The organism is Glycomyces sp. NPDC021274, assembly GCF_040641195.1.
Taxonomy (GTDB): Bacteria; Actinomycetota; Actinomycetes; order Mycobacteriales; family Micromonosporaceae; genus Glycomyces.
Genome location: NZ_JBFADC010000124.1, coordinates 1 through 1080, shown reverse-complemented (window position 1 = coordinate 1080; position 1080 = coordinate 1). Strand labels below are relative to the sequence as shown.

The following is a 1080-nucleotide window of genomic DNA, read 5'->3' as shown; positions in this document are numbered from 1 at the left end:
TGGGCGGGGACATTTAATTCAACGACCTTTTTTCGCAACTTATTTTGGGGGCCGGCCGCCACGTCGTCAAGGGCGAGCAGGCGCTGGCGTTCGTCCGGACCCGGCACGCGGTGGGCACCGGCAGCGATCTGAGCCGGATTCAGCTCCAGCAGCAGTTCATCGGGTCGCTGATCCGCAAGCTGAAGTCCAGCGCGTTCGGCAGCCCGAGCAAGCTGCTGGACGTCGCGCAGGCGGCGACCAAGGCGCTGACGGTGGACACCGGTATCGGCACCGCGAGCAAGCTGCTGGACTTCGGCAACGACCTGAAGAAGGTCGATCTCAACAAGATCACCTTCGCCACCGTCCCGGTGTTGGACAACCCGCGGGACAAGGCCACCGTCGTCCTGGACACGGCCAAGGCCGACCCGCTGTTCAAGATGGTGCAGCAGGACCACACGCTGGCCAAGGGCGCCGGCAAGGACAAGGGCGGCAAGAGCGCGCCAGTCAAAAAGGCCCCGCCGGAGCTGGTCCGGGTCGATGTCACCAACGGGGGCGGGCCGTTCGGCGCGGCCCAGGAGACCGTCGACTGGCTGCAGAACACCAAGGGAGCCCGGCTGTCCACGAACGCCGGCAACGCCCCGGAGAAGCTGTCCGCGACCCGGCTGGAGTACGCGCCCAACCAGGCTGACCAGGCCGCCACGTTGGCCGAGTGGATGGGCCTGCCCAAGAGCGCGTTGAAGAAGACCGGCGCGGACGCCGGTCCGCGGGTCCCGATGAAGCTGGTGCTCGGCAAGGACTTCACCGCACCGGGTTCACCGATCGAGGCGCCGACCGAAACCCCGGAGGGGGTTCAGCACGTCAATGCAGATGACAAGAACATCTGCGCGAAGTAACCCGGCGGGCCGCTCAACAGGGAACGCCAGCAGGCACAACGCCAACGGGGCACGCCAACAGGGGCGTCAACAGGGGCGCCAACAGAGGCGCGGCGTCAGCCGCTCCAGTGGAGCCGGTGCTTGCACCGGGCGCCGAGCGCACCGGAACGGACACAGGGGGATTGCCGAATGCCGCAGAGCGGTGTGCGCGGTGACGGGCAGCGCCAGG

1 pseudogene is annotated in these 1080 nt (G+C 67.7%); it reads left to right on the top strand.

Annotated elements, in window-relative coordinates:
* Positions 1–872, top strand: a pseudogene (locus tag AB0I03_RS27065) (LCP family protein); the annotation flags it as partial.
* Positions 873–1080: the final 208 nt, after the last annotated feature.